The sequence below is a fragment of the Moraxella sp. CTOTU47618 genome (assembly GCF_032017425.1).
GTDB classification, from domain to species: domain Bacteria; phylum Pseudomonadota; class Gammaproteobacteria; order Pseudomonadales; family Moraxellaceae; genus Faucicola; species Faucicola tetraodonis.
In genome coordinates, this window is sequence record NZ_DALZPW010000006.1 from 15,302 (window position 1) to 37,878 (window position 22,577).

Sequence of the window (22,577 nt, forward strand, 5' to 3'; positions counted from 1 at the left end):
CGTATTGGAGATACCAAGCATTGGCTGTCGTCTATTGTAGTGTTTTTTACACGCATATCATGAGCTACCTCATTTTGTGTCATCACTGCAAGCAATTCAATCAGCAAGTTGGTTTCATCACCGCAATTTGCTATAATATCTTGTTTACGCTTTTTGCAAAGCGACGAATTCATGGGATTGTAATGCCTATCTAGACACGGTAAGTCTGGATGGGCAAAGTTTTTCCCTTTTTTTATTCCCATCTCTCACGGTTACATGACCGATAGTAACGGTCATCACTGCCAAAGGACAACAGGAGCAATTATGGTAGCCATTACCTTACCAAACGGCGATATTAAACAATTTGATGGACAAACGTCAGTCATGGAAGTGGCACAAAGCATCGGCGCAGGGCTTGCCAAAGCCACCGTTGCAGGACGTGTCAACGGTAAATTAGTTGATGCGTGTGACCCGATTAGCGAAGACGCAACCGTCCAAATCATCACGCCAAAAGACGAGGAAGGTGTGGAAATCATTCGCCACTCGACCGCTCACTTACTGGGTCATGCTGTCAAACAGCTGTATCCTGAGGTGAAGATGGTTATCGGTCCTGTGATTGAAGAGGGTTTTTATTACGATATCTATAGCGAGCGCCCATTTACGCCAGAAGATATGGAAAAAATCGAAGCGCGCATGACGCAATTGATTAACCAAGATTACGATGTCATCAAAAAAATGACACCGCGTGATGAGGTTATCAAAGTATTCCAAGACCGTGGCGAGACTTATAAATTACGTCTTATCGAAGATATGCCGAATGAAACTCAAATGGGTTTGTACTATCACCAAGAATATGTTGATATGTGCCGTGGACCACACGTGCCCAATACCCGTTTCTTAAAAGCTTTTAAACTCACCAAAATGAGTGGTGCCTACTGGCGCGGTGATGCCAAAAATGAGCAACTACAACGTATTTACGGTACCGCTTGGGCAGATAAAAAAGACCTAAAAGCTTATATTCAGCGTATCGAAGAAGCGGAAAAACGCGACCATCGTAAAATCGGTAAAGCGCTTGATTTATTTCATATGCAAGAAGAAGCGCCTGGTATGGTGTTTTGGCATCCCAATGGCTGGACGATGTGGCAAGTGCTTGAGCAGTATATGCGAAAAGTACAAAAAGATAACGGCTATCTTGAAATCAAAACCCCGCAAATCGTCGATAGAAGCCTATGGGAAAAATCAGGACACTGGGAAAATTATGGCGACATGATGTTCACCACCCATAGTGAAAAACGTGACTATGCGATTAAGCCGATGAACTGCCCGTGTCACGTGCAAGTGTTCAATCAAGGGTTAAAATCCTACCGTGACTTGCCATTGCGTCTTGCTGAGTTTGGTTCGTGCCACCGTAATGAGCCGTCAGGTTCACTCCATGGCATCATGCGGGTGCGTGGCTTTACCCAAGATGACGCGCATATTTTTTGTAGTAATGAGCAAATCAAACAAGAAGCCCAAGACTTTATCAAGCTTACCCTTGATGTGTATAAAGACTTTGGTTTTGATGACGTGCAAATGAAACTCTCGACTCGCCCAGAAAAACGGGTCGGTGCTGACGAACTGTGGGACTTGGCAGAAAAAGACTTAGCGGACGCGTTGGATAATGCCGGGCTTGACTGGCAGTATCTGCCAGGTGAAGGCGCATTTTATGGACCCAAAATCGAGTTTAGCCTTAAAGACTGTCTTGGCCGAGTATGGCAATGCGGTACACTGCAGCTTGACTTTAACCTGCCAGAGCGACTAGGTGCGGAGTTTGTCAATGAGCAAGGCGAACGTGAGCGCCCTGTGATGCTACACCGTGCGATTTTGGGGTCATTTGAACGCTTTATCGGTATGCTCATTGAGCATTACGCCGGTTGGATGCCAGTCTGGCTTGCACCGCAGCAAGTTGTGGTGATGAATATTACCGACAACCAAGCGCCAGCCTGTCAAAAAGTCGCCGAACAATTGAATCAAGCCGGACTTCGTGTCATCACCGATTTGCGTAATGAGAAAATTGGCTTTAAAATTAGAGAACGCACCCTTGAACGTATTCCTTATATGATTGTCATGGGTGATAAAGAAGTAGAAAGCAACCAAGTTAACGTGCGTACTCGTGAAGGTGACAACCTTGGCGTGATGAGTATTGATGACTTTATCGACTTGGTTAACCAAGCGACCGCCCAAAAAGGGCGCGTCAAATCAAAAACAGCGTAGGAGTAAGTATTATTAAGAGTTCAAACCGATTAGACATCAACGAGGAAATTCGTGCCAAAGAGGTACGCTTAGTCAAAGAAGACGGCGAACAAGTTGGTGTTGTGGATATAAAAACGGCTTTGCAGGCCGCCCGTGATGCTGAGTTGGATTTGGTCGAGATAGTACCAGACGCTCAGCCTCCTGTTGCCAAAGTGATGGACTACAGAAAATATCTGTACGACCAAAAACAAAAAGCCAAAGAAGCCAAAAAGAACCAAAAACAAACGCAGCTTAAAGAAATCAAATTGCGTCCCGGCACGGAAGAAGCCGACTATCAAGTCAAACTTCGTAAAATCCGTGAGTTTTTGGAAGACCAAGACAAAGTCAAAGTCACCATTCGCTTCCGTGGTCGTGAGATGGCTCACCAACAAATTGGCTTGCAGCAGCTTGAAAAAGTCATTGCCGATACCACCGACGTTGCCAATGTTGAACAACAACCAAAAGTTGAAGGTCGTCAAATGGGTATGCTACTTGGACCTACCAAGAAAAAATAATCAGCAAACCCTAATCGATAAAAAAACCACATTAACCTATGTGGTTTTTTTATTGCCGTGTTGATGTATTGATAAAATTTTAAGCTTTTAAATCACTGTATTTTTAAATCATTGTACTTTTAAATCACTATATTCAGGGTGCTTTTGCAGATAGCTTGCCACGTAAGAGCAGGCTGGGACTACTTTTTTACCTTGCTCACGGGCATAGTCTAGCGCGTGTTTGGTCAACGCCCCTGCAATGCCGCGCCCGCCGATCGCGTCTGGCACAATGGTATGATCATATACGATAACATCACCATTATCCACATAGCTGATGTAAGCAGTAGTGCCGTCAACGGTGGTTTCAAAGCGTTGTGATTGATCGTTATGGTGAATAGATAATTGTAAATCCGACATGGTTGTCTCCTTGTGTATTTTTTTGTCTATTATGCTATCTGTGACCTTGTTATTTGTCGCTTGGTTATTTGCCGTTTGATATTATCACAGCCACTGTCCATGACTTGTAAAAGTTCTTGCCTATTCGGTATGGGCTTTGCAAATGATTTTTCGCTAGGCTTTTACCTTGCCCCACCCTGTTAACAATGCGATAATAAGCGGTTAAATCTTACCATTTTCAAATTTTTTGGCGTTGATGATACGCCTTACATTCACTTGCTATTAGCTAACTTAAACAGGAAAAACATGGCTCAATATATTTATACCATGAACAAGGTATCAAAAATTGTTCCACCCAAACGGGAAATCCTAAAAGACATCAGCCTGTCTTTTTTCCCCGGTGCAAAAATTGGTGTGCTGGGTCTCAACGGTGCCGGTAAATCAACACTTCTTAAAATCATGGCAGGCGTGGATACCGAGTATAACGGTGAAGCGCGTGCGCAAGCAGGTATCAAGATTGGCTACCTTGCCCAAGAACCGCAGCTAGACCCTGCCAAAGATGTGCGCGGCAATGTAGAAGACGGTGTGCGTGAAGCCCTAGATGCATTGGCGCGTCTTGATGAAATCTATGGCGAATATGCCTTACCCGATGCCGACTTTGACAAACTTGCCGCCGAACAAGGTAAGATGGAAGACATCATCCAAGCATGGGATGCCCATAACCTAAACAACCAGTTAGAAAAAGCCGCCGATGCGCTGCGCCTACCCGCGTGGGATGCCGACGTGAGCAAATTATCGGGTGGGGAAAAACGCCGCGTCGCCTTATGCCGTCTATTACTATCAAAACCTGATATGCTGCTCCTTGACGAACCTACCAACCACTTGGACGCTGAATCAGTCGCTTGGCTTGAGCATTTCTTAAAAGACTATAGCGGCACTATTGTAGCGATTACCCATGACCGCTATTTCCTTGATAATGTGGCAGAGTGGATTTTGGAGCTTGACCGTGGCTATGGCTACCCTTACCAAGGTAACTACACTGAGTGGCTTGAGCAAAAAAATAAACGCCTAGAACAAGAGCAAAAACAAGAAGAAGCCTTTGCCAAAGCGCTGAAACAAGAGCTTGAATGGGTGCGTAAAAACCAAAAAGGCCAGCAAGCCAAATCAAAATCTCGCTTGCAACGTTTTGAGGAATTAAACTCCAAAGAATTCCAACAGCGTAACGAAACCGCTGAAATCTACATTCCACCAGGACCACGTCTTGGCAACAAAGTGATTGAAGTCAACAATATCTCAAAATCATTTGGTGACCGTTTGCTATACGAAAACCTATCCTTCACTGTGCCACCGATGGCGATTGTGGGGATTATCGGACCCAATGGTGCAGGTAAAACAACCTTGTTCAACATGATTACAGGCAAAGACAAGCCAGACACGGGCACAGTTGAAGTCGGTGAATCAGTGAAAGTGGCGTATGTGGGACAGGTACGCGATGAGCTGGACGACAAAAAAACTGTGTGGGAAGAAGTCTCCGACGGTCTTGACATGATTACCGTGGGCGAATACACCACGCCTAGCCGTGCCTATATCGGACGCTTTAACTTTAAAGGTCAAGACCAACAAAAACTGGTCGGCAGCCTGTCAGGTGGTGAGCGTAACCGTCTGCAACTTGCCAAAACCTTAAAACAAGGGGCAAATGTGCTGTTACTCGATGAGCCATCAAACGACCTTGATGTCGAGACGTTGCGCGCGCTTGAAGATGCGGTGGAAGTGTTCCCAGGTACGGTGATGGTGGTGTCGCATGACCGCTGGTTCTTAGACCGTATTGCCACCCATATTTTGGCGTTTGAGGATGAAGGTCCGATTTGGTTTGATGGTAACTACTCGGAGTTTGAAACATATCGCAAAAAACAGTTGGGCGCGGATGCCGAGCCAAAACGCATGAAATATAAAAAGATTGCGAAGTAATGCTTATTTAAGCCTGAGAAATTATCCAATCTTATTGGATGTGTCTGGATAATTTCTCAATAATTGTCAATAAACCTTTGACTTTTGACTTCATGCTACAATGGGGGTTTAATGGGTTTTAAATCTAATGCAATTAATGAGTTAAAGACTAATTTTATTGGTATATCGGTTGGAGTCGCATCTCTAATTTTTGGCATTATTACATGGCTATTATCTCAGTTACAAGCAAATTCATCATCTCAAGTAACAGACCCTGGGAACCTTTCCGCAGCTTTTAATGTTAGTAATATGATGGTTAGTATGGCGTTCTTTTTGTTTGTGACAACATTTGCGTCAACTCTTTCTAGATTATCAGCTAAAATTAATGGTTTTTTTGCATTTTTTATTTCTATAATTTTAGCAACTTTATCAATATTTTTAAGTTATATCTTTTTAAATCTTAATCCACCCAAAATTTTAGATAGTGTCAGTTTGCATAATTTGAATAATATTTTATTTTATGCAACTATGGTTCTTTTCACAGCTATTTGTGGAAAATCTTTTGGAGCATTTATGGCTAGACCTACTAGTAATATGGAAAATGATTCTGAAACAAGCGACAATGAAATAATGGGTGGTGTACTGTTAGCTTTATTCGTATTGTATTTATGGGGACAGATGGTGGATTACGGACAAAATACACTGATAAAAAGTTTTCTTCCTGAAAACTGGCAACCAATAGCTGAAGTAGAAAAAAAATAATAATAATTATTTAAGAACTAAAATAAAAAACCAACTTTGATAAGTTGGTTTTTTATTCAGATTTAAAAATTAAAACAACACCCGCACCCGAATGGTTTCTGGGATATTTTTGAGTGCTTCAACCGCTTGCGCAGAATCGCCGCTACCCACATCCATCACCAAATACCCCACATCTTCTTCCGTCATCAGGCTTTGAGCAAAAATATTGATATTGGCATCGGCAAAGGATTTGTTAATCTGTGACAACACGCCAGGCACGTTTTGGTGAATATGTAGCAGACGATGCGTGCCTTCTTTTTGCGGCATACTAACATTTGGGAAATTCACTGAGGTTGCGGTATCACCCATATCAGAATAACGCACAAATTTTTCTGCCACTTCAAGACCGATATTGGCTTGGGCTTCTTGGGTTGAGCCACCGATATGCGGTGTCAAAATCACATTGTCAAACGCGCGCAGTGGTGATTCAAATTCTTCATCCGCTGATTTTGGCTCTTTGGGGAACACGTCAATCGCCGCGCCCAAGATATGACCGCTTTGCAGGGCTGCTGCCAGCGCATCAATATCCACACATTTGCCACGCGCCGCATTAATAAGATGCGCGCCTGGCTTCATGGCCGCCAATTCTGTGGCGGTAATCATATTACGCGTACTTGGCAAATCTGGTACATGCAGGGTGACCACATCGGCTTTACCAAGCAGTTCTTCTAGGCTACCCACTTGGGTGGCGTTGCCCAGTGGCAATTTGGTGACCACATCATGATAGATGACTTTCATACCAAGGCTTTCAGCGAGTACCGATAACTGAGTACCAATAGAGCCATAACCCACGATACCTAAAGTTTTGCCGCGCACTTCATAGCTGTCTTTGGCAGATTTGTTCCAGCCGCCACGGTGTACCACGGCATTTTTTTCAGGGATACCGCGCATCAGCATGATGATTTCGGCAAGTACCAATTCTGCCACAGAGCGGGTGTTAGAGTAAGGGGCGTTAAAGACAGGGATACCCAGCTCACGGGCAGCTTCCAAGTCCACTTGGTTGGTGCCAATACAAAAACAGCCAATGGCGATGAGCTTTTCGGCTTTTTCTAAAATATCGCGGGTCAAATGGGTGCGAGACCGAATGCCGATAAAATGGGCGTCTTTGATTTTTTCGCTAAGTTCTTCGGGGTCTAAGGCGGTTTTGATATTCTCAACATTGTGATAGCCCGCCTCTGACAGCACTTTAAAGGCATTGTCATGCAAGCCTTCAAGCATCAAAAAGCGGATTTTGTCTTTCTCAAGTGATAGATTTTGTGCCATAACAAACCCCTAGTCAGTATTTTTAGTCAATTATCCTATCACACTTACTGGGTTTTTTGTGGTGAAATTCCAGCAAGATGGCATGATTTTTTTGTCTTATGGGTAAAAAATTCTTCATCAATCGCCAGTGTTTTTGTCAAAATTTATTCCGTTAGTTATGCTATGATAGAGCCTCAAAAACCTTTTCAATCTGTATAAACATATGGGTAAAAGCCACGCTATGACTGCTAATCAGACCGCCATCAATACGCTCATTGAACAACTACGCCAGCAAGGATTTGACGAACACCAAATCAAAACCGATGCGGATAGTTTGGGCTATTGGGGCAAAGATTGGACCAAGCATTTTGAGCCCAATGCCAGCGCCATTGTCTTCCCAAAATCCACCCAGCAAGTGCAAGCCATCGTCAAGCTCTGTAATGCGCTTAACATCGTCATTACCCCAAGCGGTGGGCGAACCGGCTTATCCGCAGGGGCGGTTGCCGCCAATGGCGAGGTCGTGATTAGCCTTGATAAAATGCACCAAGTATTGGGCTTCTACCCTGCAGACCGTATGGTGGAAGTGGAGGCGGGTATCGTCACCAAAGCGCTGCAAGATTTTGCCCAGCAGCAAGGGTTATACTATCCCGTGGACTTTGCCTCAGCCGGTTCTAGCCAGCTTGGCGGCAATATTGGCACCAATGCCGGCGGTATCAAGGTCATCAAATACGGCATGACCCGCAACTGGATTTTGGGTATGACCGTGGTGACAGGTAAAGGCGATATTTTGCACCTCAATAAAGGCATGATAAAAAATGCCACCGGTTATGACTTGCGTCATTTGCTTATCGGTGCAGAAGGTACGCTTGGGATTGTCACCGAAGTGCAAGTCAAGCTAGAGCGCCAGCCCAAAAACCTAACTGTCATGGTGCTTGGCGTGCCAGAGTTTGCCAATATTATGCAAATCTTGTCAGCCTTTCAAAGCAAAATGGATTTGACTGCGTTTGAATTTTTTGATGATGTCGCCGTTGATAAATTACTTGCCACAGGGCATGTGCAAAAACCGTTTGAAACCGATGCGCCATTTTATGCGCTACTCGAATTTGAAGCGCCTTACGAGCCGATTATGGACATGGCGATGCAGATTTTTGAAGACTGTATGAGCGAAGGCTGGGTGCTTGATGGGGTGATGAGCCAATCCATTCACCAAGCCCAAGAGCTATGGAAACTGCGTGAGTATATCTCTGAAACCATCTCAGTATTTACCCCGTACAAAAATGACATCTCCGTGCTCATCAGCCGTGTGCCAGAGTTTATCGCGGATATCGATGCCATTGTTAGCCAAAACTATCCGGATTTTCAAGTGTGCTGGTTTGGGCATATCGGCGATGGTAATTTACATTTAAATATTTTAAAACCAGAAAACCTTAGCAAAGACGAATTTTTTGAAAAATGCCAAGTGGTCAACAAGTATGTGTTTGAAACGGTGCAAAAATACAACGGCTCTATCTCAGCCGAGCATGGCGTGGGTATGACCAAAAAGCCGTATCTTAATTACACCCGTCCTGATGAAGAAATTGATTATTTGCGTGCCATCAAACAAGTCTTTGACCCCAATGGGATTATGAATCGTGGTAAGATTTTCGACTAGATAACATTGATAAAAAAAGGATACAAAAAAAGACCTTTAACTGAGGTCTTTTTTTTGTCGCTAACAAAGTTAGATTTTATTCACATTCAGCGTGTCTGGCATGTTAACAATCGGTTTGAGGAGTTCAATGGCATCGGCGACAGTATTACAAACGATTAATCGCTGTAAATCTTCTGGTTTCATAAAACCTTGCTCAGCGGTAAACTGTAGATGTTCAATCAATTTGTCATAAAAACCATTGATATTGAGAATAATCATCGGTTTTTCATGTTGATATAGCTGTCGCCAAGTGGCAATTTCCATGATTTCCTCAAGCGTGCCAAGCCCACCTGGCAAGGTGATAAAGGCACTGGCGTACTCTGCCATGATGGCTTTACGGGTATGCATGGTATCGGTCAAATGCAGACGCGTCAGCCCGCCATGCGCCACTTCTCGATCCATCATAAATTCGGGAATCACACCCACGGCAATGCCGTTTTTTTCAATCACACCATCGGCAACCGCGCCCATACAGCCAATCACCGCACCGCCATACACCAGACCTAATCCCGCTTCAACCAATGCCCTGCCCAATTCATACGCCGATTGGACATAGACGGGGTCATTGCCTTTGCGAGAGCCGCAATACACAGCCACCAAGGGAACATCAATATCATGAAGTTTGACAATTTGTGCAATATCGCTCATTTCTTTACTAGTAATAATATCTACGGGTGTCATGCTTTTTCCTTTTAATGTGTTGTCATTATAGCTCAATCATCCTACAAATTCGTGAACGCAGCCTAGGCGCAGCGTATCTCATTTTGGCTACATTTGGCGCATAGGCATTATAATTGGTGCAGTTGGCGAAAAATAAAGCAATGGCTGTTAAAAAGCCATCAATGAAACGCTGAATAAGAAAGGCTTGAGAACAAAAATAAGCTATCAAAAGCTATTAAGGAGACCACCTAGGTATGATGGTCATCAGCTGTCTCTGTCAAAGATGGGCGTAATTTAGTGAGCGCTGCAGCATAACCATATTTGCTAGATTGCTTCAGCCAAGCGCTTGCTTTGTCAGCATCGGCAGCGACGCCATTGCCACTGGCATAGATGTTGGCGAGAAAATATTGGGCTTGCTGTTCGTATTCAGACGTTGGGGTCATACCGCATTCCGCGAAATTTGATGGGGTCAAAAGGTTTATATTGCGTCTGTTTATAGCGGCTGATACAACACACCAACCAACAACACCGTAATATCCTTCGCTGCTGGGGCAATCTGTACAGTATCAAGTGCTATTGACTGAGCATCATACGTGGTTGCCAAGCTGTCGATTTGGCTTTGTAACTGCTGCCCGATGCTATCTAACTCCTGCTGCAGCTGCTGGCGAATCGCATCAAGCTCTGCGACGGTTTGTTTGTTGGCATTGATATCGCCCACCGAGTTCATGGCACGTTTGACGTTATTGATATTGGTCTGTGACAACGCCTTGCGACCCATAAATGCGCCTAAGACCGCAGAACCAATACTGACCCCTGCATCAAGCCAGCCTTTGCTCGACTCAGCGGCTTGTTGTTGGTATTTTTCATTGGCGGCTTGCAATTTTTTGGCTAGCGCGTCTTGTTTTTTAGCAAAGCTATCTCGCAGCTGGGCAATGGCGATATCACGCTGTTCATGCAGCGGTACGATGAGTCGATTGCGGAAGGCGTCTTCGCTCTCTGCCACTTCGCTATACAGCTTTAAACTATCGACATACCACAGGTTTAACACTTGCTGCTGACGGATGGCTTCTTTCACATCTTTTTCCCAAGTTCTCCATGATGCCTTGTCGAGCGCTTGGGTAGGCAGTTGTTTGAGCACAGCGGGTTGGTGCGGAGCGGATTGTAACTGCTCAAAGGTCAAATCACTTAAAATCGCTTGATGCCAATCTACCACCAACGGCGGCTCACCAAATGCTGTGGTTAATAATAGCTGCTGCTGGCTTTGGGCGCCTGATTTTTTGTCATTAAAAAATACCCGCGCATAGGCAAAGGCAGTAGGCTCATAGAAGGTTTGCCCATCGCCCGCCATGTCTTTGGGGGCATAATACAAGCCCACATCTTTGGGCAAGGCCGGCGGCTGACTCATGGGGCTTGCTAATGGATTGATGGCAGGCGTGGTGGCTTGCGCTTGCGCTGGGTCGGTAGGGGCAGCCGCTTGGCTATTGGCTTTGAGCTGTGCTATGGCCTGTTTGCTAAGCGGTCCTGATAAGTAGTTGAGCGTGAAGCGGGTACTAAAAATCACAGGGCTGGCGTCATGCACATTGTGCAGCAAAAATTGGCGTTTACCGAGTTTATCAAACCACGCATTAAGCGCCGCTTTGTCCAGTCCACTGCTGCCGCTGGCAGAGAGCAAGCCATCCATCACCCGTTCACGGTCTTGGGCAGTCTGTAACCGTCCGATAAACCAAGTACCTGCGTTGGATAAGGCTTTGTAGTCCAAGTCCACTGGGTTTTGGGTCGATAACACAATCCCCAAACCAAATGCACGCGCTTGTTTTAGTAGGGTCAATAGCAATACTTTGGTCGGTGGATTGCCAATCGGCGGTAGATAGCCAAATACTTCATCCATGTACAAAATTGCCCGCAAGGTTGAGGTGCCTTGCTGACGGCGCATCCAGCCCAATAAATTGGTGAGCAACAAGGTGACAAAAAATAAACGCTCATCATCGGATAGATGGGCAATATTGAGCACACTGGTTTGTGCTTTGCCATTTTTATCATAAAACAGTGCGCCAGCATCCAGCGGCATGCCTTTAAGCCAGCTGGCAAAACTCGGTGATGCCAAAAGCCTATTGAGCTTCATCGCCAGTGCGCTACGGTCTTTATCCGCAAATACTTGTGACAGCGGCAGGATGCCGATTTTGTCAAACGCTGGCGTTTGGATTTGGGTAATCAAATCCACCAAGGTTAAAGTTTGGTTATTGTCCCAGGCGTTTTTAAGTAGCTGTGCCAAAAACACATGCTCGGGTGCAAGGTTATCCCCATCGACTTTTAATAGCACCAACAGTGCCGACACTGTCGCATCGATATACTCCGCATAGCTTTCGCCATCATTTTTGACACTATCGGGCGGCGGGACAAGATTGCCAAGTAGGGCAATCGGTAAGCCATTCTCGCTACCTGGGGTATAGACACTGACACGATTGGCGGCTTTGAGTGCTTGCACACGCTCCGGGGTTTGAAAACTTTTGCCAAGCCCTTGTTGCCAGTTTTCTGCGGTTTGCTTGGCAAACTCTGCCACACTCATACCCGCTTGACTTGCCATGCCGCTATCAATCCACGGCTCAAAGTCACTGGCTGCCAAATTTGGAAACGTCAATGCCAAATTGCCCAAGTCACCTTTGGGGTCAATCGCAATCACCGGAATATTATCCAGCGCAGCTTCTTCCAGTAAGCTAATCCCCAAACCCGTCTTACCCGAGCCCGTCATCCCAATAATCACCGCATGGGTTGTTAAGTTAGCTGCGTCATATAGGGTTGCTTGACCTTGTGTAGGCTCTGGGTACACGTCTTGACCGAGATAAAATTGACCGATACTATCAGCAATATCATTGGTGAGCGTTGGCATGGAATTCCCTCAAAATTTTTATAAGTAATGATTTATCGCTAACATGACGACTGGTCTAATTGCCTAATTGTCTAATTGTCTAATTGTCTAATTGTCTAACAAGCTGAGTGGCGGTATGTCGGTTTCATTATATGTAAAATTTTATCGTTTCGCCTAGCAAAATTTGTCGATTCTTTTATCTAGCCTTAACGCAATTTTTTAGCGCCGCAAAGATAATCCTTAATAATTTTTGATACCAAATTTTGAAGTTTACCCGCTTACTGTTTGTTAATAAAAATTTAGCAATAAAAGCTGAGCAATAAAAAAAGCGATGGGTGACATCGCTTTTGGTGGGATTGCATCATCGCACTATGCTAATTAAGTTTAAAACTACTTTATAAAAATCATTTTGTCAGCGATTTCGTTGCCGCTTGGGTCATTGTCTAATTGGTAATATTGACGAAGCAATTGCCCCACATCACCCAATAGCGCAACCAAGCTATCAATGTGTCGATTAGCTTTAATACCTTCGATAGCCTTGTCGCACATCGCTTGCCACATGGTTGGCATCACATGGCTATTGATGCCTCTATCCGCGACAATCTCCAGACGCCGCTCACAGATATTAAGATACACCAACACCCCGGTATTATCCTGCGTATCCCAGACGCGATAATCTCCAAAAACTTCGATCGCTCTGTCTCGGCTGTTTTGTAGCCGTGCGGACGAAATGGGCAAATGATTCTCAATCACTAGCACCACTTCACCGCGATGCCCTTGCTCAGCTTCGGTAATTGCTTGATTTAACTGCTGTTGGGCGCTGGGCGTTAACCAGCGATTGTGCAGGCTAGGTATAAACGCAACTTGACGCCACCATCTAGCCCAACTTGGCACAGTGGAAGTCACTGTCGCCATCGGTGAGGTGTAAGCAATGGTTTCTTCGTTGGCACCATTCGTTGCAGTTATTGGGTCATTTGTGCTCATGAAAATTCCATAAAAAATAATGAAGTATATAGTTGATGATAAGGGGTAAATTCAAAATAATTTTTTCAATAATTTTTTATTGACTAGCCGATTACTGACTACCAGTCACCACCAGCGCCGCCGCCGCCAAAGCCGCCACCGCCGCCACTAAATCCGCCACCACCAAATCCACCGCCGCCAAAGCCGCCACCCGGTAAGAAAACAACCCCGCCACCGCCTCTGCCCCCGCGACCACCACCGCCACCACGAAAGAGCAAGAATAAAAAGACAATAAATGCCACAAATATACTGCCCAGTAAGCCTGCGCCAAAGATTGTACCAAGCGTTACAATGCCACCTGCCGTAGCAATCGAACCAAAAAACCGCCCTAATATACTGGTCAAAATCATGCCAGCGACAAAGCCAAAAAAGCCTAGGAAGATAAGCGGTATGCCGCCCTCTTGATTTGACTGGGCATTGCTATTGGTATTGACTCGATTGGTATCGGCTTGCTTTAAAATAGCAGGATCGGTCGTCAAGCGTTCTTCAATGCGATTAATTCCCGCTGTGATGCCCCCGGCATAATCACCTTGTTTAAATCTTGGGGTTATGTCATCGCTAATAATGCGTTTGGCGACGGCATCAGGAATGGTACCTTCAAGACCATAGCCTGTTAAAATGTACATTTTACGGTCATTGACGGCAACAACCATCAACAGCCCCTGATCGGTGTCTTTTTTGCCCAGTTTCCAACGATCGGCGACCTTCATTGAATAGTCAAAAATATCCTCGCCATTGGTGGTTGGTACAATGACCACGGCTGCTTGCGCCAAGCCGCGGTCATTAAGACTACGCAGTTTGGTTTCAATCGCTTGTTTATCACTGGCAGATAGAATTTTTGCTTCATCAATGACAGGGTTATTGAGGATTAGTTTATCAGCGGCAACAGGGACTTGGGTTGACTGTTTAGGTGTAGTAGTCGTCTGGGCATTGGCGGTAGCTGTTGCCTGATTGTTATTGGCCTGATTGCCAGTTGCTTGAGTATTGACCCCTGGTATCGGCAGCGCATCATTGCCTAACGTCTCTTTAATTGCATCATTATTGAGTACAGCATCATTGAGCGCTTCATTGGTTTGTGCGGTTTTGGCAATCGCAACCATGTCCTCAACACTATGATCTTGTAATGTGGGCTTAGCGGTAACGGTTGCGGAATTGGCTGTCGCTGTGGCAGTTTCTGCAACGGCTGCCATAGGCATCGCAAGCCCAATGCCGATGGTCAGTGCAGTAAAAGTACTTAATAGCACCCGCTTCGCTAATAAGCGAGACGACAATTTTTGCGGCTGATTATGGGAGCGCTGTAAATTGGGCTGTGTCTGTGCAATATTCAATGACACCTGTGTTTCCTCAAAGTATGCAATTTTTTTATTATGATCTAGTCAATTCAACAACTATTTTAAAAAATTAAAAAATTAGTCTGACAATTGATGCAAATCTTATCCAATGAGCCTGCCACCGACTGATGGCAGACTATTTAAAAAAATCTTCTTAACTCTCAAACTTTAACTATACAGTTAACATTAACAATGGTGAATTAAGGTTTCGCTGCCGCGGTAGCCGAATTATTTACAGGCTGACCACCGGCATTGGCAGTGTTCCCATTGTTTTGCACTGGCTGACCGCCCGCATTTGCGGTATTGGTATTGTTATTGCCAAAATCAACAGTTGGTGCAGTGGAGATTTGCGCCTCATTGGCCACGGTAAAATTTGGACGGGTATGCATACCAAACACTTTTGCGGTGACATTGGTTGGGAATTGGCGTACGGTAGTGTTATAAGTTTGAACGTCTTGGATATAACGACCCCGTGCCACGGTAATGCGGTTTTCGGTGCCTTCAAGCTGTGCTTGTAACTCTTGGAATTGTTTGTCCGCTTTTAGATCAGGATAGCGCTCTGAGACTGCCATCAAGCGCGATAACGCACCGCCCAATTGATCTTGCGCTTGTTGATAGCGTTGAAAAGCCGCTGGGTCATTGAGTACATCGGCACTCACATTGATAGTCGTCGCTTGTGAACGCGCTTGTGTGACTTGGGTTAAGGTCGCTTGTTCGTGCTGGGCATAACGCTCAACGACTTTGACCAAGTTTGGAATCAAGTCAGCACGGCGCTGATACTGGTTGACTACTTCTGACCATGACGCGTTGATTTGTTCATCTTGCGCTTGCATAGAGTTATAACCACAACCGGTCAGATTGGCAGAACCCACCACCAAGGCTGCGGCCAATAAGGTGTTTTTTACTGTGGTATTGAATGGTTTCATAAGTTTTCCTCAAAGATAAATTAAATAAATCGATATCTAGGTTTTTGAAAATTATGAAGCTATGTGTGGCTACTGTAAATTTACGTTTTGTATAGTGCTGTATGGTTTTGTATCAAACTGCAGACTTATTAAAGCCGGCTTAGCGGCTTAGAATAGTTAAATATCGAATAGTTAAAAAACGAATAGCTAAAAATTGAATAGTTAAAAATTTGCAATCAGCTTAGCAAAAAAAGACCAGCCAACGCTGATCTTTTTGATTACCTTTATTATCTACCAAAAAATCATTGTTGAGCGGCTTCAATTTGAATGACTAATTTCACCTTTTTACTCACACCCATTTTGACATAACCATCAATCCCCCAATCGGTACGGTCAATCGTGGTTTCAAAATCACCACCGTACACATATGCCATGAGTAACGGACTTGGATAGCTATTAAATTTGCTCGCTGTCAACGTAATAGGGCGAGTTTTTTTGAGCAAAGTTAAATTGCCTTTAATTTGGTGTAATTTACCCTTTTTAAAGATAAATTTAGTAGAGGTAAAGTGGGCAGTTGGATATTTATCTGCATTAAAAAAGTCTTTACTTTTTAAGTGTTCATCAAATTTCTTATGACCTGTTTGCAATTTTTCCAACGGAATATCAAGGTCAATTTGCCCTATTTGATTGTCGGGGTCAAATACCATGTCGCCTTCCAAGCCATAAAATCCACCATGATTGGTTGAGGTGCCAAAATGGTCAATGCTAAATCGCACATTGGTGTGCATCGGGTCAAGTTTATAGTTGATTGAATTAGATTTGACGATTTCTTTGCTTACTGCTTTTGCGCCTAAGCTAAAAGTTTTAGCCAAGGCTTTTTTGGTCAAAATGGCAGTGGTTGCCATGCCTGCAAGTTTGGCAAGTGTCCCTAAGTTGTTAGTTTTATCTGTCATGAACTTTCCTTATTATTAGTCGTTAAAAATTGCATTGGTTTGAACATTTTAACTTATCAATTGAATCAAGCTGTGCAAAGAGTGTTGGCAAAGTTCAGTGTTTGTGAAATTATCTATCGTAGAAACGTAAAAAAGCCAATGCGTTAACATTGGCTTCTAGGTAACGCTAAGCAAGCTTATTGTTGTACGGCTTCAACTTGGATGTTGAGTTTCACGTCTTTAGCAAAACCCATTTTGACATAGGTATCCATGCCCCATTTGGTGCGGTCAATGGTAGTCTCAAAATCACCGCCACATACTTGCGCATTTTTCAGCATTGGGCTGTTGTAGCAATTAAATTTAGTGGCTTTTAGGCTGACTGGGTTGGTTTTGCCCAATAGCGTCAAGTTACCGTCAACTTTCGTTACTTTGCCATTTTTGAAATGGAATTTGGTTGATTTAAAATTAGCCGTTGGGTATTTTTCAGCGTTAAAGAATTCAGCTGATTTTAAATGGTTGGTAAAATGTTCGTTACCCGTGTCAAGACTATTGACAGGAATGTCAACGTTGATGCTGCCTGTATTTTTGGCGGGGTTGTAGTTCAAGTCACCCGTTACGCCGTAGAAACCACCTTGGTTGGTCGTTGTACCGAAGTGATCAATCGCAAAACGTACATTGGCGTGGTTTGGGTCTAGTTTGTAGCTGGTGCTGTTGCTTGGCTTAACTTTTTCTACTTTGGCGGTTTTAGGCGCTTTTGTGACCGCTGCAGGTTGAGCCGCGGTTTCACCAACTTTTTGCGTTTCACCGTTTTGCGAGATAACCAATTCTGCATTGGCAAATTGTGTGGCTAACAACGCTGTGATAGCGGCAGTGGCTAAAAGTTTGCTATTCATGGGATTTTCCTCGATACATTATAAGAGCTGTGTGGGCTTACAAAACATTGTTAATGAAACTTAACTTAGTCTATGTAGGATTAAGTTATTATAACATATACCTTTCCCTTGTTATCGTGTATTGTTTGTAAATTGTTGCTAGTTTTTGACCGAGCCAAAACTTTCACCGTGACAGCCTTTATTAATTAAGTCGGGTTAGGTCATTAAAAAAGGACAGCTTTTGCCATCCTTTTATAAAAAAATCCACTATGTTAACTTTTATCTTAACTTTTATCTTAAGAATGCCCGGGCATTTCTAAACATCCGCATCCACGCCCCATCATTATCCCACGCTTCAGGTTTCCAACTATGGTTATACGCCATCAAATTACGCTCTGGGTGTGGCATCATCAAGGTCACACGCCCATCGGTACTACAAATCCCTGTCACCCCTTGCGGTGAGCCGTTTGGATTGAGCGGATAATGCTCAGTTGCTGTGCCGTGACTGTCCACATAACGCATCACAATTTGCCCATGTGCGCTCATTCCTGCGATATCGGTATCGCTCAACGTCGCAAAGCCTTCGCCATGTGCCACCGCAATCGGTAGAATGCTCTCTTGCATGCCTTTTAACAGCACCGACTTGGTACGTTCAATTTTCACATTCACCGTGCGCGCTTCAAACCGTGCCGATTTATTGGCGATAAAACGGGGGAAATTCTCTGCGCCCGGTATCAGGTCTTTAAGCTGGCTCATCATCTGACAGCCATTACAGACGCCAAGCGAGAAGGTTTCTGGTCGGGTAAAGAATCGCACAAATTGCATGCGTAGTTCGTCATGAAACAGCACCGATTTTGCCCAGCCAGCGCCAGCGCCAAGCACATCGCCATAACTAAAGCCGCCGCAAGCCACCAGCCCATCAAAGTCACGCAAGTTGACACGCCCTTTGAGTAAGTCACTCATATGCACATCGACGGCTTCTAGCCCTGCACGTTTAAAGCCTGCCGCCATTTCTAGCTGACCATTCACGCCTTGCTCACGCAAAATGGCGACTTTGGGCTGTGCGCTGCGGCTATTGATGTAGGGGGCTTCAATCGCTTGGTTGAGATCATAATTGGCTTGGGCGATTAAGCCTTGATGTGAGTTATCACCAATCAAATCAAAGGCTTGTTGTACGCATTCGGGATTGTCACGGTTTTTGGCGATATGGTAGCTGACTTTGCTCCATTCTTGCTCAAGCTCGCTACGCTCAAAACGTAAATTTTGCGTGGCTGTTTGGATGAGTAAACTGTCTTCATCGGTGCTTTGACCGACTAGGCTTAACAACTCGCTGACGCCTGTGGTTTCGGCAAGCGCTAGCAACTGAGCCACCTGATGGCTTTTGACTTGAATCACCGCACCGAGTTCCTCAGCAAACAACTGACCGAGTAAATTGTCATCAGATAACACCAATTTCACGCCTTGACGACTGGTGAATTGCATCTCAGCGATGGTGGCAAGCAAACCGCCATCACCAATGTCATGATATGCCGTGATTAAGCCTTGGTTGTTAGCTTGCTGGATAAAGTTAAAAAAGTTGATTAAATCTTGCGGATTATCTAGGTCTGGGCAAGTATCGCCCAGTTGGCTTAGGGTTTGGGCAAGGATTGAGCCACCTAAGCGGAACTGACCTTTTGATAAGTCTAAACGATAAAAAGCGGTTTCGCCAAGCGCTGAGCTGGTTAGCAATTCTGGGGTTAAGGTCTTGGTGACATCTTGCACAGGGGCAAAGGCAGTGATAATGAGCGACATCGGTGACACCACAGATTTGTTTGCTTGCTCATCTGACCAATTCGCTCGCATCGACAAGCTGTCTTTACCCACAGGAATGGCAATACCAAGTGCCGGACAAAGCGCTTCGCCCACGGCATACACCGCATCAAACAAGGCTTGGTCTTCTTTGTCTTCACCACAGGCTGCCATCCAGTTCGCCGACAAGGTAATGTCTGATAGCTTGGCGATATTCGCCCCTGCGATATTGGTAATGGCTTCGGCAACAGCAAGGCGCGCAGATGCAGCAGGATTAATCAAGGCAACTGGGGTACGCTCGCCCATACTCATGGCCTCGCCTGTCATCGGATTGCCATCGACAGGGATGAGAGCAGAAGCGGTAACAGCACAGTCCGCCACTGGCACTTGGTAACGTCCAACATATTGGTCACGTACTACCATACCCGTGATGGAACGATCGCCAATGCTAATTAAGAAAGATTTACTGGCAACCGTTGGATGACGCAGGACGTCTTTGACCGCTTCAGCCAAATCGACTTTATCAAGATTTAACGCTTGCAGTGTTGGCGTGCTACGGCTAAAGCTACGCTGCATTTTTGGCGTGCCACCGAGTAGCACTTGTAGGGGCATATCGACCGGTTGTTGGTCGCCTTTGGTGTTGAGTAGTGGGTCATTGACTACCAACTCACGCACGTCCGTCGCTTCACCCAAAATCGCATACGGGCAACGCTCGCGCTCACAGATACTATCAAATAGCTCACGGCTCTGTGGACGGATTGCCAACACATAACGCTCTTGGGCTTCATTTGACCAAATCGCCATTGGCGACATACCATGCTCAAGCGACGGCACTTTACGCAAGTTTAACACCGCCCCAAGTTCGTGGTCATTCACAAGCTCGGGCATGGCGTTTGACAAACCCCCTGCCCCCACGTCATGAATTGACACAATCGGATTGTTATCTTCATCTGGCTGGTTTCCTGCCATTGCCCAACAGCGGTCAATGACTTCTTGACAGCGGCGTTCCATCTCGGCATTGTCACGTTGCACTGATGCAAAATCCAGGCCTTCATCAAGCTCGCCACTATCCACCGAACTTGCTGCGCCACCGCCCAAGCCGATTTGCATGGCAGGACCCCCTAGCACAATCAGCAAATCGCCTTGCTGAATCGGATTTTTTTCCACCAAATTGCGTTTGATATTACCGTAACCACCGGCAATCATAATAGGTTTGTGATAGCCCCGCATTTGGCTGCCATCTTGGTCTTTTGAGGTATCCAATTGAAATGAGCGAAAATAACCGACCAGATTTGGACGACCAAATTCATTGGAAAACGCCGCACTACCAAGCGGCGCTTGGGTCATGATTTCTAATGCGGACGCCATACGCGATGGCTTGCCGTAGTCAGCCGTCGAGACTTTTCCGCTGTGCTCCCATTTTTCTGGCATATCAGGCAGCTGCAAATGCGACACATGGAATCCTGCCAAGCCTGCTTTGGGTTTACCGCCACGACCTGTCGCGCCCTCGTCACGGATTTCCCCGCCAGAGCCTGTTGCCGCGCCTGCATAGGGTGCAATCGCCGTTGGGTGATTGTGGGTTTCGACTTTCATCAAGATATCAATCGGCTCTTGATGAAAATCGTATGCTAAATGATTGTTGTCGCTGTTTAATAGCGGATAAAAACGCTGCCCTTCATGCCCTTTTACCACCGCGGCATTGTCTTTATAGGCGGATAAAATATCGTTAGGATTTTGCTTGAAGGTATTTTTAATCATGCCAAACAAGGATTTTGGCTGTACTTCCCCATCAATCGTCCATTGCGCATTAAAAATCTTGTGACGGCAATGCTCCGAGTTGGCTTGGGCAAACATCATGAGCTCAACATCGGTCGGATTGCGCTTTAGCACATGAACGTAGGCATCCATCAAGTAGTCAATATCTTGGCTCGATAACGCAAAACCGAACTCACGGTTGGCAGATTCTAACGCCTCACGCCCTTTGCCCATCACATCGACATGGTTGAGCGGTGCTGGCTCGTGGTCATCGAATAAATGCTGAGCCTTTGCCAAGTCATAAAATAGGCTTTGGGTCATGCGGTCGTACAACATCATCTCGATATCATGCGGGAGCTTTTCAGGCAAATTTTCGCCTATGAGCGTATACACCACCAAGCGCTCAACACGCTCAATCGCTATCTCACAATTGTTAAAAATATCCGTCGCTTTACTTGCCCAAGGGCTAATCGTACCAAAACGTGGGCTGACGATAATTTGCAGCGCCTCTTTATTCTCATGTTGGCTTTCATGTTGGTTTTCATCTCGGCTTGCTTGATTAAGCGCGATTTCGTCACCGTGATTGAGCAAATCTACCGCTTTTTTATAGTCGTGTTCTGCCAAATCCTTAGAAAAAATATAAACTTGCTGGCTTTTTAAGTGGGTGATTTTGAGATTGGTTTTTTGGCTAAGGGAATTTAGCAGTTTGGTGGTTTGAAAATCGGTTAAAAATGGGTGTCCAGCGATGATAGTCATAGAAAGTTCCGCTTGCTTTGGGAAAAGTTGGGAAAATAACAGAAAAATTTGCGGCTATTATAGCATTAAACCCACGGGCGTATCACTTGTCTTGATGGTGATAGACTGTCATTTCACTTTGTGTTTTTTCTAAAGTGCCTTTCAATTGTGTTACCTTGCGATAACATCATTAACGGTTTTATACCAATTACTTGCAGCTTTTCGACAGACATAAACAACAAAAGCCGATATTATCGTCCAAGTTAATGACTTTAACCGAGTTTTAAAATAAATTCTTAACCAGTTAGCAATAAATTTTTTAGTATTAACTTTGAGACGTATAATAACCATATAATAACAAGGATATTCTCATGGCAGATCTCACCAAAGCGCAACATATTGAAAATATTAATAAAGTGATTAAAGGCGTCAAATATGCAATGATGACCACTATTACTGCAGACGAAAAACATTTACATGCGTGCCCAATGACCACCAATAAAAATGAATTAGAAAATGGTAAAATTTGGTTCATCGGCGATCGCAAATCAGAAACTGTCAAAGACTTGGAAAAAAACCCACAAGTCAACTTATCTTATACCTCAAGCGACCAAAAAGACTTTGTATCTATCAACGGTACGGCTAAGCTGGTTAATGACAAAGCCAAACTAGATGAGCTTTGGAGCCCAGTTTATGCGGCGTTCTATGAAAAAGGTAAAGAAGATCCTAACGTGCAAGTGATTTGCATTGAATGTAACGGTGCGCAGTATTGGTTAAGCGGTAACACAGTGGTGGATATGTTTAAGATGGTATCAGCGGCTGTCCAAGAAGGGAAAACCGCAGAAAACATGGGTGAAAACCATGCCGTAACCTTTTAATGATTGGCTTTA

General features: G+C 44.8%; 17 protein-coding genes. 6 read left to right on the top strand and 11 right to left on the bottom strand.

The genetic code is table 11. The annotated features are described in order from the left end of the window. Window positions 1-303 precede the first annotated feature (303 nt). Both thrS and infC read left to right on the top strand, forming a co-directional pair. The gene (thrS, locus tag RTS09_RS06145; RefSeq protein WP_312535257.1) at window positions 304-2,232 is read left to right on the top strand and encodes a threonine--tRNA ligase; all 1,929 of its coding nucleotides are present in this window, start codon (window positions 304-306) and stop codon (window positions 2,230-2,232) included. 35 nt (window positions 2,233-2,267) lie between these two features. Continuing rightward, window positions 2,268-2,765 (top strand): translation initiation factor IF-3, encoded by a 498-nt coding sequence (infC, locus tag RTS09_RS06150; RefSeq protein WP_172460503.1) that lies wholly within the window; start codon window positions 2,268-2,270, stop codon window positions 2,763-2,765. 108 nt (window positions 2,766-2,873) lie between these two features. On the opposite strand, the gene RTS09_RS06155 is transcribed toward infC, so the two are convergent. Beyond that, the gene (locus RTS09_RS06155; RefSeq protein ID WP_312535259.1) at window positions 2,874-3,161 is read right to left on the bottom strand and encodes a GNAT family N-acetyltransferase; all 288 of its coding nucleotides are present in this window, start codon (window positions 3,159-3,161) and stop codon (window positions 2,874-2,876) included. A gap of 285 nt (window positions 3,162-3,446) precedes the next feature. On the opposite strand from RTS09_RS06155, the gene ettA reads away from it, so the two are divergent. Then, window positions 3,447-5,108 (top strand): energy-dependent translational throttle protein EttA, encoded by a 1,662-nt coding sequence (gene ettA / locus RTS09_RS06160; protein ID WP_060995255.1) that lies wholly within the window; start codon window positions 3,447-3,449, stop codon window positions 5,106-5,108. A 111-nt stretch (window positions 5,109-5,219) separates the two neighbouring features. Next, the gene (locus RTS09_RS06165; RefSeq protein ID WP_312523774.1) at window positions 5,220-5,849 is read left to right on the top strand and encodes a hypothetical protein; all 630 of its coding nucleotides are present in this window, start codon (window positions 5,220-5,222) and stop codon (window positions 5,847-5,849) included. Between the two features lie 69 nt (window positions 5,850-5,918). Here the strand turns inward: RTS09_RS06165 and serA are convergent, their stop codons facing one another. Beyond that, on the bottom strand, window positions 5,919-7,151 hold the full coding sequence (serA, locus tag RTS09_RS06170; RefSeq protein ID WP_138017899.1) for a phosphoglycerate dehydrogenase: 1,233 nt from the start codon (window positions 7,149-7,151) through the stop codon (window positions 5,919-5,921). Between the two features lie 220 nt (window positions 7,152-7,371). Between serA and RTS09_RS06175 the strand changes: the two genes are divergently transcribed. Then, the gene (locus RTS09_RS06175; protein ID WP_312535262.1) at window positions 7,372-8,781 is read left to right on the top strand and encodes an FAD-binding oxidoreductase; all 1,410 of its coding nucleotides are present in this window, start codon (window positions 7,372-7,374) and stop codon (window positions 8,779-8,781) included. A gap of 69 nt (window positions 8,782-8,850) precedes the next feature. Here the strand turns inward: RTS09_RS06175 and RTS09_RS06180 are convergent, their stop codons facing one another. From RTS09_RS06180 to purL, 9 genes are all read right to left on the bottom strand, one after another. Next, window positions 8,851-9,468, bottom strand: coding sequence for an LOG family protein (locus tag RTS09_RS06180; protein WP_409034776.1), 618 nt, complete (start codon window positions 9,466-9,468; stop codon window positions 8,851-8,853). A 260-nt stretch (window positions 9,469-9,728) separates the two neighbouring features. Further along, window positions 9,729-9,923 carry an SEL1-like repeat protein gene (locus RTS09_RS06185; protein ID WP_076775324.1) on the bottom strand — a complete coding sequence of 65 codons (195 nt, stop codon included), beginning with the start codon at window positions 9,921-9,923 and terminating at the stop codon, window positions 9,729-9,731. A gap of 50 nt (window positions 9,924-9,973) precedes the next feature. Next, window positions 9,974-12,367 carry an ATP-binding protein gene (locus RTS09_RS06190; protein ID WP_312535268.1) on the bottom strand — a complete coding sequence of 798 codons (2,394 nt, stop codon included), beginning with the start codon at window positions 12,365-12,367 and terminating at the stop codon, window positions 9,974-9,976. Window positions 12,368-12,736: 369 nt separating this feature from the next. Beyond that, entirely contained in the window at window positions 12,737-13,330 is a 594-nt protein-coding gene (locus RTS09_RS06195) for a TPM domain-containing protein (RefSeq protein WP_312177177.1), read from the bottom strand. 98 nt (window positions 13,331-13,428) lie between these two features. After that, complete coding sequence (locus RTS09_RS06200; RefSeq protein WP_312535271.1) at window positions 13,429-14,703, bottom strand: TPM domain-containing protein; 1,275 nt, start codon at window positions 14,701-14,703, stop codon at window positions 13,429-13,431. 197 nt (window positions 14,704-14,900) lie between these two features. Beyond that, window positions 14,901-15,626: a LemA family protein gene (locus RTS09_RS06205; RefSeq protein ID WP_239741365.1), complete on the bottom strand. Its 726-nt coding sequence runs from the start codon at window positions 15,624-15,626 to the stop codon at window positions 14,901-14,903. 281 nt (window positions 15,627-15,907) lie between these two features. Then, window positions 15,908-16,558, bottom strand: coding sequence for a YceI family protein (locus RTS09_RS06210; RefSeq protein WP_312535273.1), 651 nt, complete (start codon window positions 16,556-16,558; stop codon window positions 15,908-15,910). A 176-nt stretch (window positions 16,559-16,734) separates the two neighbouring features. Continuing rightward, complete coding sequence (locus RTS09_RS06215; RefSeq protein ID WP_239741363.1) at window positions 16,735-17,430, bottom strand: YceI family protein; 696 nt, start codon at window positions 17,428-17,430, stop codon at window positions 16,735-16,737. A 270-nt stretch (window positions 17,431-17,700) separates the two neighbouring features. Then, a complete protein-coding gene (gene purL / locus RTS09_RS06220) occupies window positions 17,701-21,708 on the bottom strand; it encodes a phosphoribosylformylglycinamidine synthase (protein ID WP_312535275.1) in 4,008 nt (1,335 codons plus the stop codon). 350 nt (window positions 21,709-22,058) lie between these two features. On the opposite strand from purL, the gene RTS09_RS06225 reads away from it, so the two are divergent. Further along, a complete protein-coding gene (locus RTS09_RS06225) occupies window positions 22,059-22,565 on the top strand; it encodes a pyridoxamine 5'-phosphate oxidase family protein (protein ID WP_159675726.1) in 507 nt (168 codons plus the stop codon). The last annotated feature ends 12 nt before the right edge of the window (window positions 22,566-22,577 follow it).

Bases quoted from the DNA above. Each gene is read 5' to 3' on its own strand.
- RTS09_RS06225 (WP_159675726.1), top strand. From the start codon at position 22,059: ATGGCAGATCTCACCAAAGCGCAACATATTGAAAATATTAATAAAGTG.
- RTS09_RS06165 (WP_312523774.1), top strand. From the start codon at position 5,220: ATGGGTTTTAAATCTAATGCAATTAATGAGTTAAAGACTAATTTTATT.
- RTS09_RS06180 (WP_409034776.1), bottom strand. From the start codon at position 9,468: ATGAGCGATATTGCACAAATTGTCAAACTTCATGATATTGATGTTCCC.
- serA (WP_138017899.1), bottom strand. From the start codon at position 7,151: ATGGCACAAAATCTATCACTTGAGAAAGACAAAATCCGCTTTTTGATG.
- RTS09_RS06210 (WP_312535273.1), bottom strand. From the start codon at position 16,558: ATGACAGATAAAACTAACAACTTAGGGACACTTGCCAAACTTGCAGGC.
- purL (WP_312535275.1), bottom strand. From the start codon at position 21,708: ATGACTATCATCGCTGGACACCCATTTTTAACCGATTTTCAAACCACC.
- RTS09_RS06215 (WP_239741363.1), bottom strand. From the start codon at position 17,430: ATGAATAGCAAACTTTTAGCCACTGCCGCTATCACAGCGTTGTTAGCC.
- RTS09_RS06175 (WP_312535262.1), top strand. From the start codon at position 7,372: ATGACTGCTAATCAGACCGCCATCAATACGCTCATTGAACAACTACGC.
- RTS09_RS06195 (WP_312177177.1), bottom strand. From the start codon at position 13,330: ATGAGCACAAATGACCCAATAACTGCAACGAATGGTGCCAACGAAGAA.
- RTS09_RS06190 (WP_312535268.1), bottom strand. From the start codon at position 12,367: ATGCCAACGCTCACCAATGATATTGCTGATAGTATCGGTCAATTTTAT.
- RTS09_RS06185 (WP_076775324.1), bottom strand. From the start codon at position 9,923: ATGACCCCAACGTCTGAATACGAACAGCAAGCCCAATATTTTCTCGCC.
- RTS09_RS06205 (WP_239741365.1), bottom strand. From the start codon at position 15,626: ATGAAACCATTCAATACCACAGTAAAAAACACCTTATTGGCCGCAGCC.
- RTS09_RS06155 (WP_312535259.1), bottom strand. From the start codon at position 3,161: ATGTCGGATTTACAATTATCTATTCACCATAACGATCAATCACAACGC.
- thrS (WP_312535257.1), top strand. From the start codon at position 304: ATGGTAGCCATTACCTTACCAAACGGCGATATTAAACAATTTGATGGA.
- ettA (WP_060995255.1), top strand. From the start codon at position 3,447: ATGGCTCAATATATTTATACCATGAACAAGGTATCAAAAATTGTTCCA.